The organism is Enterobacter sp. 2VL, from assembly GCF_005503595.1.
GTDB classification, from domain to species: Bacteria; Pseudomonadota; Gammaproteobacteria; order Enterobacterales; family Enterobacteriaceae; genus Enterobacter; species Enterobacter cancerogenus.
Genome location: NZ_SCNE01000005.1, coordinates 78,021 through 90,557 on the forward strand (window position 1 = coordinate 78,021; position 12,537 = coordinate 90,557).

Annotated in this window: 13 protein-coding genes; 2 read left to right on the forward strand and 11 right to left on the reverse strand. The window is 59.0% G+C overall.

The window, feature by feature from the left end; genetic code table 11:
• Window positions 1–55 precede the first annotated feature (55 nt).
• From FFS28_RS13525 to FFS28_RS13535, 3 genes are read right to left on the reverse strand one after another with little or no spacing between them, the layout of a single operon-like run.
• Window positions 56–580, reverse strand: coding sequence for a 2-oxo-tetronate isomerase (locus FFS28_RS13525; protein WP_137849808.1), 525 nt, complete (start codon window positions 578–580; stop codon window positions 56–58).
• Between the two features lie 10 nt (window positions 581–590).
• Window positions 591–1,037 (reverse strand): DUF421 domain-containing protein, encoded by a 447-nt coding sequence (locus tag FFS28_RS13530; protein ID WP_006178119.1) that lies wholly within the window; start codon window positions 1,035–1,037, stop codon window positions 591–593.
• A 9-nt stretch (window positions 1,038–1,046) separates the two neighbouring features.
• The gene (locus FFS28_RS13535; protein ID WP_137849809.1) at window positions 1,047–1,559 is read right to left on the reverse strand and encodes a hypothetical protein; all 513 of its coding nucleotides are present in this window, start codon (window positions 1,557–1,559) and stop codon (window positions 1,047–1,049) included.
• Window positions 1,560–1,699: 140 nt separating this feature from the next.
• On the opposite strand from FFS28_RS13535, the gene FFS28_RS13540 reads away from it, so the two are divergent.
• Entirely contained in the window at window positions 1,700–2,089 is a 390-nt protein-coding gene (locus tag FFS28_RS13540; RefSeq protein WP_042321754.1) for a YdeI family stress tolerance OB fold protein, read from the forward strand.
• 76 nt (window positions 2,090–2,165) lie between these two features.
• On the opposite strand, the gene FFS28_RS13545 is transcribed toward FFS28_RS13540, so the two are convergent.
• Window positions 2,166–3,050 (reverse strand): LysR substrate-binding domain-containing protein, encoded by an 885-nt coding sequence (locus tag FFS28_RS13545; protein ID WP_006178122.1) that lies wholly within the window; start codon window positions 3,048–3,050, stop codon window positions 2,166–2,168.
• A 97-nt stretch (window positions 3,051–3,147) separates the two neighbouring features.
• Between FFS28_RS13545 and FFS28_RS13550 the strand changes: the two genes are divergently transcribed.
• A complete protein-coding gene (locus FFS28_RS13550) occupies window positions 3,148–3,750 on the forward strand; it encodes a short chain dehydrogenase (RefSeq protein WP_137849810.1) in 603 nt (200 codons plus the stop codon).
• Here the strand turns inward: FFS28_RS13550 and FFS28_RS13555 are convergent.
• The 7 genes from FFS28_RS13555 to FFS28_RS13585 all read right to left on the reverse strand — a co-directional run bounded on the left by FFS28_RS13555 (window position 3,744) and on the right by FFS28_RS13585 (window position 12,295).
• Entirely contained in the window at window positions 3,744–4,478 is a 735-nt protein-coding gene (locus tag FFS28_RS13555) for a class I SAM-dependent methyltransferase (RefSeq protein ID WP_137849811.1), read from the reverse strand. The two genes, FFS28_RS13550 and FFS28_RS13555, sit on opposite strands and share 7 nt — an antisense overlap.
• A gap of 134 nt (window positions 4,479–4,612) precedes the next feature.
• Complete coding sequence (locus tag FFS28_RS13560; protein WP_137849812.1) at window positions 4,613–5,992, reverse strand: amidohydrolase family protein; 1,380 nt, start codon at window positions 5,990–5,992, stop codon at window positions 4,613–4,615.
• Between the two features lies 1 nt (window position 5,993).
• The gene (locus tag FFS28_RS13565; RefSeq protein ID WP_006178126.1) at window positions 5,994–6,950 is read right to left on the reverse strand and encodes a carbamate kinase family protein; all 957 of its coding nucleotides are present in this window, start codon (window positions 6,948–6,950) and stop codon (window positions 5,994–5,996) included.
• A gap of 120 nt (window positions 6,951–7,070) precedes the next feature.
• A complete protein-coding gene (locus tag FFS28_RS13570) occupies window positions 7,071–8,615 on the reverse strand; it encodes a xanthine permease (RefSeq protein WP_101737091.1) in 1,545 nt (514 codons plus the stop codon).
• A gap of 11 nt (window positions 8,616–8,626) precedes the next feature.
• Complete coding sequence (locus FFS28_RS13575; protein ID WP_171007412.1) at window positions 8,627–10,042, reverse strand: YlbE family protein; 1,416 nt, start codon at window positions 10,040–10,042, stop codon at window positions 8,627–8,629.
• The gene (fdrA, locus tag FFS28_RS13580) at window positions 10,042–11,583 is read right to left on the reverse strand and encodes an acyl-CoA synthetase FdrA (RefSeq protein WP_137849813.1); all 1,542 of its coding nucleotides are present in this window, start codon (window positions 11,581–11,583) and stop codon (window positions 10,042–10,044) included. The genes FFS28_RS13575 and fdrA overlap by 1 nt, the downstream gene beginning before the upstream one ends.
• A gap of 106 nt (window positions 11,584–11,689) precedes the next feature.
• Entirely contained in the window at window positions 11,690–12,295 is a 606-nt protein-coding gene (locus FFS28_RS13585; RefSeq protein WP_042321764.1) for an ankyrin repeat domain-containing protein, read from the reverse strand.
• Window positions 12,296–12,537: the final 242 nt, after the last annotated feature.

The window sequence follows — 12,537 nt, forward strand, 5'->3', positions numbered from 1 at the left end:
TTCTTATGATCTCCTTCTTAGTATCATATGTCTGACGCTTTGATAACCCCTGCGCTTATGCCTTGCTCTTTTTCCATGCATAGAGGCTGGCGACCAGTTCCGCCAGAGCGTACCTTACCGACTTCTCCACCACGTCCTGACAATCCCCTGAAAAGAGCTGGCGGTCGGTCTTGATCTGGCCGTGGAAATTCCACGCAAACCAGACGGTGCCCGCGGGGGTGCCATCGTCTCCGCCGTCCGGCCCGGCATAGCCGCTGATGGCGATGCTGATATCGGCCCCGGCACGTTCCAGCGCGCCTGCCGACATCTCCCGGACGGCATGCTCGCTGACGGCGGTGTACTTCTCAAGCGTTGAAGCCTGCACGCCCAGCATCTTCTGTTTGGCCTCATCGCTAAAGGTGATCACCCCAATGTCATAGAACGCCGCGGTGCCCTCTTCCGCACAAAGCGCGGTGGCTAAATTGCCCCCCGTGCAGGACTCCGCCGTGGTTAACCGCAGGCCGCGATCGGTCAGAACGTTGGCGACCTGTTTGGTCAGTTCGCCGGTGGTTTTCGCTACGTTATAGGCTGATTGATTCATATCGCACCTTTTAACTTTCAACAGGAATAATTGAGATGTGGCCGTTGCGCTCCAGGATGGCATATTTGATTTTACTGAACTCGGTGATCCCCTGGTTTTGCCGCGCGGCGACCAGAATATCGTCGCAGGAGACATCCACCTTTTTAAGTTTATCGGTAAAAGGCATGCCGTTTTCCACCAGAATCACCGGCGTGCCATCCAGCAGATTCTCGGCGCCGGAGAAATATTTCTTCGCAATACCAAACAGAATATCGACCACCACCAGCGTGACAATGGTGAGCATGGCCCCGGTAACGGAGAAATCATTTCCCAGCAGCGCCTGCTGGGTGGCTTCGCTGATAATGAGCAGCAGGATAAGATCGAAGCTGGTCATCTGCAGCAACGCGCGACGACCGGCGATTTTAAATACCACCAGCAGAATCAGATAAATCGCCAGGGCACGGAATACCATCTCCATATCGTTCTCCTAGGGGTAGATAAATTGCCGGAAGGTGATGTCCGGCTGGTTATTCAGACCAAGCGAACTGACCGTATTCCCGAATTGCGTAGGGGTGATATACAGCCAGACGGTGAAATCCTGTTTATTGCTGACGTTGTTATAGATCAGGTGCAGCGTATTACCCCGGCTGAACATGCTGTCCGGCTGCGGCGTAATACTGCCGGGCTGGAATGCCTTATTAAAATCACCCCCCAGGCGAAACTCATAATGGTCTGCCTGTAGTCCCTTCGCCGTAAAGGCCAGCTTATATTCCGTTTGCAATCGCCCATAACGCTCATAATTAACCGTCAGCGTTTTGGCGGTATTTTCTTTTGTTGCCGTGCTGACATAGCCGTTAGAGAAAACGCCCGCCACGGCCAATAAAATAATCAGTAAAAGAAGGACCAGCCCCAGGCGCTGACAGGCGGCTTCAAAATTCAGTGCCAGACGACTCTCGTTTACGCCGGGTAAGGTATCTTCTTCACCATCAAATCCCGCCATTTGTCACCCCGTGCATTCCATTAAATTAATCATCCTTATGATTTATAAGGAAAAGCCCTTTTAAGACACATCTCGTTTGCCAGATTAAGCAATAGCAACCAGGCTTAATAAGTCAAGCCAACACGCTACCGGAGGCAAGAATGAAATTTTCCTACGCACCCTTATTTTGCTGCCTGCTGATGTCAACGGCCTGGGCAGACGATAACGGTGGATTGAAAAAAGGCGAGGCACCACCGCCACCGCATGCCCTGGACGACGGATATCGCGGTGCCGAGGATGCACGTATCATGACGGTCGAGCAGGCTAAAGAGATGCACGACGGGGCCACCATTTCACTGCGCGGGAATTTGATCGACGGCTCCGGGGACAAATACCGTTTCCGTGATAAAACGGGTGAAATAGATCTCGTCATTCCAAAGGCAGTATTTGATGGCCGAACGGTAGAACCTGATAATATGCTCTCCATCAACGGGAGTCTGGATAAAAAATCCTCACCGCCTGTCGTTCGCGTCAATCATATTCAAAAATAAATCCCGTTCGTACGCTACGCTTATTTCCCTTGTCGTTATCCTTATTTCCTCCCCCGCCATCCGGGGGAGAGAAATATCAGGCCAACGCGTGTCGGATAAGATGCGCAATAAATTCGGTCAGTTTTGGCAGCGGGCGTAAATCCTGTCGCCACAGCAGATTTACCGGCCTCGGCGTTGGGGTGTAGTGCTCCAGCACCCGAACCAGCCTGCCGCTTGCCAGTTCTTCCGCCACCAGCACCTCCGGTTGCAGCAGCAGCCCCGCGCCCGCCCGGGCCGCCATGCGTAACCCGTAGCCGTCGTTACAGCGCAACACCGCATCGCGTTTCCAGCGCACCTCCCCTTCCACGCCCGGCAGCCGCCACTCGTTGCGCGCGGTCCACACCGTATGGGAAAGACACAGATGATCCACCAGGTCGGCAGGCGTTTGCGGCGTACCGTAGCGTGCCAGATAGTCCGGCGCGGCGCAGATCACCATCCGGTAGGGGCACAGATATTTCGCGACAACATCGTCGGCATGCATGTCTCCAATGCGAATTGCCAGATCGACCCCTTCCTCGACCAAATCGACCCGGCGGTTAGTCAGATCGAGTTCGACGCGCACCTGCGGGTAGCGCTGTAAAAACGTGGCGGTGAGTGGCGCTATCACGCATCCGCCAAACGACGTGGGGGCGGTGACGCGCAGCGTTCCGGCGGGCGTGGCGCGCAGCCGTTCGACCGCACTTTCGGCAATGGTGACCTGCTCCAGCACCCGCTTTGCCTCATCGTAATAGACGCGCCCGGCGTCGGTTAAACTCTGGCGGCGGGTATTGCGCTCCAGCAGGCGCGTGCCAAGGCGCGATTCCAGCTGGGCGATGTATTTCCCGACCATCACCGCCGACATCTCAAGCCTGGACGCCGCGCCGGTAAAACTTCCGCTTTCAACCACGGCGATAAAGGTCTCCATGCCGCGTAGCTTATCCATATTGCAAACCTCTGGTTAGTAATCCTCTAACTTTAGCCCAGTTTATCCGACTTCTTATTTATTAAAGAATGCATGCTCACAACATAAGGAGTCGGCTATGAAAATCGTGATTATTGGTGCCAGCGGTACGGTCGGTCGGGCGGTGACGGAGGAGTTGAGCCGTCGTCATGAGACGATCCGCGTGGGCCGCACGCAGGGCGATCTGCAGGTGGACATCACCTCTCAGGAGAGCGTCAGCGCGCTGTTTGACTCGGTGGGTAAGGTGGATGCCATCGTCTCTGCCAGCGGTGGTCTGCACTTCGGCCCGCTCTCTACCATGAAAGACAGCGATTTCAACCAGGGCTTACAGGACAAACTGCTGGGACAGGTACGCCTGGCGTTGACCGGGCAACATTACCTGAACGAGGGGGGCTCCATCACGCTTATCAGCGGCATTGTGGCGCACGAGCCGATTACCCAGGGGGTGAATGCCACCACGGTGAACGCCGCGCTGGAAGGGTTCGTCCGCGCTGCCGCCTGCGAACTGCCGCGCGGGATCCGCATCAATTTGATTAGCCCGACCGTACTCACCGAGTCCGCCGACGCTTATGACGGTTTCTTCCCGGGTTTTGAAAGCGTCCCCGCCGCGCGCGTGGCGCAGGCCTATCGCCGCAGCGTGGAAGGGGTGCAGAGCGGACGGGTATATACGGTAGGTTACTGAGCCTTACGGGCAGCGACTAATACCAGCATCGGGCGTTCAGCCTCTTCAGCCAGCGCGGGCCAGGCGTCAATTTGCGCCTGCGTTGGTCCCCATTCGTTGACGTGGCTTACGGTTAATCCCGCCCCAATCAGCGCGTTGAGCGTGGTGCCCAGCGTGCGGTGGTATTTGATGACGCCGTCCGCCAGCCAGTTGCTCACCCGCTGGCCCTCATCCTGATATTGATTCACGCCCCAGAACCGCTCGCCGTTGTCGTCGGTCAGCCAGCCCTGGCGGGTCGCGCAGGTGTAAATCGGGTGCTCCATCGAAAAGATCAGAAAGCCGCCCGGCTTAAGCGCACGCTGAACGTTTTTGAACAGCGTGTCCAGCTCGGGCAGGTAGTGCAGCGCCAGCGAGCTGTAGACCAGATCGAGGCTATTCTCTTTCAGCGCTAACGATTCCAGATCGCTACGCTGATAGTGGATCCGCGTGTCGTGCGTCAGCTCCGCCGCGCGGGCGAGCATCTTTTCAGAGATATCGACGCCGGTGACCTCAGCAGCACCCAGCTCGCGGGCCACGCGGCAGAACCAGCCGTAACCACAGCCGAGATCGATAACCGTTTTCCCGTTTAAATCCGGCAGCATCGCTTTCAGCGCAGGCCACTCGGGCGCGCCATCCAGGCCCTGCACCGAACGCGGAAGCTGAGCGTAGCCTTCAAAAAATGCCGGGTTGTCGTAGATGTTTTGTGCCATGGAAGATCCCTCTTTGAGTGTATGGCAGCCAGTATAAAACATTGCCGGGTGGCGCTGCGCTTACCCGGCCTACAAAAGATGCGGCCTGATGCCCTCACCCCTCCCTCTCCCACGTGAAGAGGGAGAAATGCACATCAGCCCACCGTCCCCCAGACGAGGTTGCCGTTATGGAACGTCGCGGTACGCGGTGAAATGCGCGCCACGGCCTCGGCGGAGCAGGAGGCATCCACCAGCACAAAGCTGGCGGCATCCTGCGCTTTCGGCCAGACGCGCTCGCCTTTCTCGTTCAGCGGCAGCACGTCACCGGTGGCGATACCCAACGCCCGGGAGAGCGACTGCTCGTTCGGGCGGATATAGAGCTGGGCGTAAAGGTTGGCTTTTTCCAGCATGTCCCCCAGACCGTACGGCGACCAGTGGTCGATCACGCTGTCGGTGCCGGTCATGACAAACACGCCCTTATCGCGCAGCTGCTTCAGCGGCATGTGCAGTGTGCCAATTGGCACCGTGGAGGCAATGGTCACCTGCTGCGCCGCCATGCGGGTGGCGATCTCGTCCACCTGCTGTTCGTTCAGCGTCGCCAGCGCGAAGGCGTGGCTGATGGTCAATTTACCCTTCAGTTCAGGCGTTTTTTCTACCGTCTCCACCATGTAATTCACCGCCGCCACGCCCGCCGGGCTGGTTTCATGCAGGTGGATGTCCACCCCTTTGTCGTAGTCCAGCGCAATCTGGAACATGGTATCAAGCGACTTCTCCATTGCGCCGTCCACGTTAGTCGGATCCAGCCCGCCCACGTAGTGCGCCCCGGCCTGCATCGCTTCGCGCATCAGCTTTTCAGAGTTAGATAACAGCAGGCCGTGCTGCGGGAAGGCCACGATTTCGCAGTCAAATCCTGCGCTGCGACGCGCCAGCACCGCCTGCAGGTTTTCGAGATTTTTCAGGCCGGATACCGGCTCGATGTTGCAATGGCTGCGGGCGATGGTGGAGCCTTTCGACTGAATCAGGTCGCTCAGCTTTTCTGCACGCGCCTGAGTATAGGGCTGCAGCTCCGGCAGCAGCTTTTGCTCAAGGCGGATCATATCCTGAATGGTGGTGCCCGCCGGGCGGTTAAGCGAGCGCCACGGGCCGCCGTAAAAGGTTTTGTCGAGGTGGATATGCATATCGCGCATCGCCGGGAGCATCAGTTTACCGCCCGCGTCATAGCGCGGCAGCGTGGCGTCGGCGTGGCTTTGGTTGTCGCGCAGGGCGACGATTTTGCCGTCCCGGATCTCCAGCATTTTCAGCTCGGTACGGGTGCTTGTCGCCACCCCGCCGTCGAAAGTAAATCCGGCCTCCAGCAGCACGTTATCCAGGTAGTAGTGTTTTGCGGTGATGCTCATTGGTTTGCCGGCCTCGCAGGTTGGCTTTGCGCTATCGGCAGCATACGCGACGGAACCGGTCGCGCCAAACAGCGCGCAGGCGGTGACCATTTTGCCGCTCTGGCTAATAAACTCGCGGCGGCTTTTATTCTCTTTCATCTTATCTTCCTTCATTAACAATATGGGTACCGGTTTCGCCGCGCAGCGCCGCGGCCAGGCAGTCCGGCGAGGTAATCACCACGCGTTTGCCGCCGTGATGCAAGAATTCCAGAGAGGCAACGATTTTCGGCAGCATACTGCCCGCCGGGAAGTGTCCCTCCTCCCTGTAGCGCGTCATCTGCGCCACGCTCACCCGGTCCAGCGCCTGCTGGTTCGGCTTGCCGAAGTTGATGCACACTTTCTCTACGCCGGTGGTGATGACCAGCACGTCGGCGTGGATCTCGCGCGCCAGCAGCGCGGTGGAGAGATCTTTATCGATCACCGCGTCCACGCTCTGATACTCGCCCGCTTGCGTACGGACCACCGGGATACCGCCGCCGCCCGCGCCTATCACCACGAAGCCTTTTTGCGTCAGCGTTTTAATGGCATCGGCTTCCACAATGCGCAACGGCTGCGGCGAGGCCACCACGCGACGATAGCCCCGGCCAGAATCTTCAACGAACTGCCATGCCGGATGCTCAAGCTGGAGCGCATCGCGCTGCGCCTCGCTGAAGAACGCGCCAATGGGTTTGGTGGGATGGGTAAAGCCCGGATCGTTTTTATCCACCTCCACCTGCGTAACAACGGTGACCGCTTTTTGCTCGCCGCGCGCCGCCAGGCGGTTGTTCAGCGCCTGCTGGATCAGGTAGCCGATGCCGCCCTGCGTATCCGCCACGCAGTTTGCCAGCGGGGTGAGCGGCAGCCCTTCACGCTCGTGGGCAATTTCGGCGCGGCGCAGATCCAGCCCCACCTGCGGGCCGTTGCCGTGGGTGAGCACAATGTCATAGTCGGATGCCAGCATCTCCAGCACCGACTCAGCCACCGCTTTTACCGCCTGGGCCTGATGTTCCACCGACTGACTGGCGTTATCTTTGATAATGCTGTTGCCGCCGATGGCGACGACCATGAGCTCTTTCATTTGTTTTCCTTTAAAAAAGTGCGTTCTGGTGCCCTCACCCCGGCCCTCTCCCATAGGGAGAGGGGGATTAACGTTCCCTCTCCCCGTGGGAGAGGGTTAGGGTGAGGGCATCAGGCATTATCAGGATTCAGAAACCGGTGCCGCCGCGCTTGCCGCTTCCCGGCTGTCCAGCACATGCTTCACCACGAACATGCCGCCCATCATCAGGTAGGCCGTGACGAACAGCAGCGAGCTGCCCTCGGCGAAGCCGACCACCGGCGCGTGGATCACCCCGAACAGCGCCAGCAGCGCGCCACCTGCGGCAGCTACCGCGCCGCGCAGCGGTTTGTTGATGATGGCGAAGATGGCGATACAGCCCCAGAGCATGCTGGCGAGCGGCGCGCCGCTGCCGAGATGCACCAGCCCTTCGTAGTAAATCCCTTTACTGTGCAGCACGTCGGTGCCGATTTTCGCCGCGCTGGTGCCCGCCGCGCCCATCACGCTGTTCACCATGGTCAGCGCCCAGTTGGCGATCCACGGGAACAGGCAGATGAAGATAACGGGCACCTCCACCTTCGGCGTTTCGCGCACCACCTGGTTGGCGGTGACCACGCCGATAAATACCAGGATCGGCACGATGGCGGTCATCGGAATGATGGCGAGCATAAAGGCCCCCAGCCCGAACAGCGGCACGATGAACATGGTCACGCCGGAGGCCAGGGTGTAGCCGATGCTGGCCCCCATTGCCTTCCAGCCCGCGTGGCCCACGTAGACCGTCACCGGGAAAGGGTTGCCCATCAGACAGCCGAGCATCGACGCCAGGCCGTTCGCCAGCATCACTTTACGCGTCGGGTATTCGTCTCCCGCCGCGTGGGCGCTCTCGATGTTCTCCAGGTCAAAGATGTAGTTCGCCAGCCCCAGCGGCACGGCGGAGGCCAGATACGGCAGCGCGTGCGGCAGACCCTGCATAAAGCCGTCGATGTGTACGGATGGCGGGTTAAAGCCGAATGACGACATTGAGGCCCTGATCGCTTCCGGGCTTTGCAGGCCGGAGATCCACGCCAGCAGAGTACCGGCGATCAACAGCAGCAGGCCGGTCGGAATGCGGGCAAAGATCGGCTTCTTGCCGAACCAGTTGATGAAAATCAGCAGCAGTACGATGAACGACACCGTCGGCGCTTCGAAGGCCTGCAGCATCGGGTTCATCGCCAGCAGCAGCAAACCAAGGCCAGAGAGGCACGACAGCAGCACGGTGCGCGGGATCATCCTGCGGATGGTCTCCCCGAGGAAGGAGCCGCCCGCGAGGATCAGCGCCTCAACGAAGCACCACACCAGGCCAATCTGAATGGCGAAATCCGCATCGCCGGTTTGCTGATAGACCGGCATCAGCACCAGAAAGGTCACGGTGAAAATCGACGGCGCGCTGGGGCCCGACGGCAGCGCGGTCACGTCGTTACGCCCAGTCTGGCGCGCCATCTGCAGGCCAAACCAGGTGTAGCAGACGCTCGCCACCAGAACCGCCAGCCCGAAGGCTGGCGCGATACGTCCATAAACAATCTCCTTCGGGATGCCGACGACAAAAATGAGCAGCCCCATCATGGTCAGCAAATTGGTCAGGTTGTTGGTCATCAACCCGAAATACGCCGCCCAGTCACCTCTTTTCCACTCCAGTTTCATGTTTTTCATGGATGCATGCCTTATAAAAAGTAGCGATCGCGGAAGATCAACAGCGCCTTTTCAAAACAGCTAAACGGCGGGTGAACAATGCCCGCGCCAATCATGCCGATACCGGCGTCCTTGTGGGCAATGGCGGTGTTGATCACCGGCAAAATGCCGCTGCCCGCTACCCTGGTGATGTCGATGGCGGTCGGAATGCCCATGAACGACAGCAGCGGAATGGTGACGTTGGGGTTTCCCCCGAGGGTGATTTCGCGCATCTGGCGGGAGACGTCGACGGCCTCCTCTACGGTGCCGCCCACCAGCGCCACAATCGCCGGGGCGGTTGCCATCGCGAAGCCGCCAATGCCGTAGGTTTCGGTGATGGCGCTGTCGCCGATGTCCAGCCCGGAGTCTTCCGGCCTGTAGCCTGCGAACATCGGGCCAATCACCTGCTGCGCCGGGCCGGTGAACCACTGCCCCGGCAGGCCGGAGACGCGCAGGCCAAACTCGTAGCCGTTGCGCGCCATGGTGGTGACCACGGTGCTGTACTCGATACCGTGCGCGGCGTCGAGCGCGGCCTTGCACATCGCCATCCACGTCGGGCCGGAGAAGTAGTCGCTGCTGGCGACAAATTCGAACACTTCGCGCTGCTGCTCTACCGGATACCCCGCCTGAATCAGCCCCGGCGTCAGCGCCTGGATCAACAGCGTGGTGCCCGCGTTGTTGCGGTTGTGGCACTCATCACCCATATGCAGCGCCTGCGCCAGCATCAGACGCAGATCGATTTCGCCGAGAATGTTCATTGCGTCGCGCAGCATCGGGCCGAGCACGTCACGCATCCAGTTCAGACGGTCGATCACGCTCTGATCGTTGGCCCCCATGCGCAGGATCTTCGCCATCTGCTCGCTGAGGTTGGTAAACGCGCGGTTGCCGTAGGTTTTATTCTCCACGATGTGCATAAACATCGACGCGGAGGTGACGCCCGCCATCGAACCCACGCAGTCGTGCTCGTGGCACGGCGAGAAGGTGATGTCGCCCGAGGCCGCGACGCGCTCCGCGTCTTCGATATCTTTCGCCAGCCCCTCGAATACCAGTGCCCCGGTGACCGCCCCCTTCATCGCACCGCACATGTTTTCCCAGGCAACCGGCGGACCGGCATGAAGAATGGTGGTACGGGTCATGCCCGGCACCACGTTGATCGCCTGGTCGTAACCCACCAGCACCGGATGGGACTGAATAATGCGCTCCAGCGCAATGGCGTTGGCGGCGGCGATTTTTTCCGCCAGCGGTGCGTCCGCCAGCTGGTCGAGCGCCTCCACCACCTGCATATTGCCCTGCCCCGGCGGCGTCCAGTCGAGGTGGGTGACAGGAATGTGCTGCTGTTTAAGATCGTCACTGAACATCGCAATACCAACGTTGATCACGTTCAGCGGCTGGTTAAATAAGGTGGTCATTATGCATTCTCCCCTTTGCAGACAAATTCGCGGGCCAGTAAGCCGGTGTTGGTGCTGCTGCTGGCCCAAATCACGCCAGCGTCGGTCAGCCGCTGGCACTGCTGCGCCAGCGACTGGGGATCCTGGTCGGTGCCCAGTACGTAGCCCAGAATGACCAGCGGACGGTTATCGGCTTTCGCTATCGCCTGCGCCTCCTGTATGGCGCCGATCATCACCCCGACCGGATCGTCATGTGCGCCAAAGCCGAGCACGAAGTCCATCACGATCACCGCCACTTCCGGATCGCGCGCCTCCTGCAGCAGGCGGGTGATGCGGTTGCTCGGATCGATCATCGGGTGCGGCCTGCCGTGGGTGAAGTCGTCATCGCCAAAATCCAGGAAGGTGTGGGCCTGGCTGACGTTGATGTCGCTCAGTCGCTTTGCCGGATCGGGCTGGATGTTGCTGTAGACGTCGTCGTATTTCTCCAGCGCGGCAAACATCGCTTCATCGCACAGCGTGCCGCCGCAGAACAGGCCGCGAATATACTTTTGTTGCGGAGTCAGGCGGGCGCGTACCTCTTCAATCAGCGGCCAGTTGAGCGGGTGTAAATCGAGGGATTCCTGTTTAATGCCGGTCAGCAGCACCGCTTTAAGGGCTGCCTCTTTGGTGCCGCGGGCAAACTGCAGGCCGTCCTCGTCTGCGGGCGGTGCGTTGCGCCCCAGGAAACATGCAATAACCGGTTTGCGGCAGGCGCGGGCGCGGGCCAGCACTTTCTCCGCCACCGCAGGAGCTGGCGGCTTGGAGATGAGGACGATCGCCTGAGTGTTCTCGTCGGCTTCCAGCATGGCGATCGCGTCGAGCATCATCAGGCCGCCAATTTTTTCGCTCAGATCGCGCCCGCCGGTGCCAATCAGCTGCGACACGCCGCCACCGAATTCGTGAATGCGCACGCTCAGCTCCTGGCTGCCGGTGCCGGACGCCCCGACGATGCCGATCGATCCGCGACGCACGGCGTTGGCGAAGCACAGCCCCGCGCCGTTAATGATGGCGGTGCCGCAGTCCGGCCCCATCATCAGCAGTCCTTTCTGGTGCGCCAGTTGCTTGAGCGCCAGTTCGTCGTCAAGGGAGACATTATCGGAGAACAGCATCACGTTGAGATCGTTCTCCAGGGCCTGTCGCGCCTCGCGGGCGGCAAAGGTGCCGTTGACGGAGATCACCGCCAGGTTTGCGTCAGGGCGGTGGGCTTTGGCGCTGGCAATAGTGGCGTAGCGGGCTTCATGGGAGCCTGCACTTTCCTTGCGGGTGAATAAGGCTTCAATGGCGGCCAGCGTTTCATCATTCGCCGCCTCGCCTTTAATCACGATCATCAGGTCGCCGTTTTTGGCCTCGGCTAATTCCGGCGTAAGCAGCCCGAGGTTATGTAATACGCCCTTATTCATTTCCGTCGCCATGGCCACGACGGCCTGCTCAACGCCCGGTAATTTATTGGCTTTGGTCGATACCGACATGAGCGAGACGGAATCAAACCAGGTATTCTTTTTGATAACGATTTTGGTGGGCATGGGTTTCTCCTGAATGCGGATAAAAGGGGGCCGCCATCGTGCAAAACGCACGACGGTAGAATGCTTTTTTATGTCGCTGCCAGCCGGAAAGGGCTGGCCGAATTAATTAAGCGCCTGCGGCAAGCAGCAGGTCGGCGATTTCATCGAAGCCTTTTTCCCGGGCCAGTTCGAGGGGAGATTTTCCGTATTTATCGGTCATGTGCGGGTTCGCGCCGTTTTCCAACAGCAGCCTGACGATCTCCTGCTGCTTCGCGCCGCCGTCATTGAGGACAATGGCTTCCAGCAGCGGCGTCCAGCCGACAAAGTTGGTGTGGTTGACGTTGATATCGGTTTTTTCCAGCAGCTCGCGCACAATGTCGACGTGGCCTTTTTCACTGGCGGGGGTGATCCCCACGCCGCCAAAGCGCGTAAGGCGATCGAGATCGGGATTCGCAGGAAGCACAATGCGCAGCAAAGTAAGATCGTTGGTCAGGCAGCTAATCAGAAAAGGGTTAAAGCAGGTCTGATCCTGTTTATCAATATCCGCGCCGGCGGCAATTAAATATTCCACACACGGATAATGCTTTTTCAGGCTGGCAATAATAATGGCGGTTCTTTTCTGGCGATTCGTGGCGTTGATATCCACGCCTTTATCGAGGCAGGCTTTAAGCGCATCCACGTTTCCCTGCTCGGCCGCCAGCAGAAATTCAGTCACGAGTTCAGTTGCAGACATATTCACACTCCCTGGTTTTTCATTGCTGATGTCCCGAGAATAGCAACAGCCTTTCAGGAAAAGAATCCGCTTAAAAATCATTCATCGACAGGCAATTCATTATTGAGTTAAATTCAACAGTTCAGCCAAAATGTGCGGGTGTGCACTCTTTTTCTTATGTTTCGCCGCGTTTTTACGCCCGGCGCGACATTATGCTTATGGCTAAAAAAGCCTTGCGCCACGCGGCACGTAGCTACGCATCA